The following is a 255-nucleotide window of genomic DNA, read 5'->3' as shown; positions in this document are numbered from 1 at the left end:
GGTGGCGCTGTGCAGGCCCAGGCTGCCGGTCATGTTGATCGTTTTTCTCAGGGCATCCCCCGAGAGGCCGCGAAACGCGAACCGGGTATCGATCGTGACAGACCCGGTCAAAGGAACGGATTGCCCGGTCAGATTTGCCACTTTGGCGACATCGAGCCCGCTGCTGGATATGCGGCCCTTGAAGGTCGGCTCAACCTCGCGAATATCGGCAGAGATATTTGCCGCGACGCTGCCGGCATCGATGCCGAGATGTTC

The 255-nt window shown here is 60.8% G+C and carries 1 protein-coding gene; it reads right to left on the bottom strand.

What is annotated here, in order from left to right; translation table 11 throughout:
- Positions 1-255: hypothetical protein (locus IB264_RS35770; RefSeq protein WP_192435398.1), on the bottom strand; the 255-nt coding region annotated here is incomplete at both ends.

Source organism: Ensifer sp. ENS11, assembly GCF_014851895.1.
In the GTDB taxonomy this organism is placed as follows: Bacteria; Pseudomonadota; Alphaproteobacteria; order Rhizobiales; family Rhizobiaceae; genus Ensifer; species Ensifer canadensis.
The sequence above is the reverse complement of the archived record's forward strand: the minus strand, read 5'-3'. Positions and strand labels throughout refer to the sequence as shown.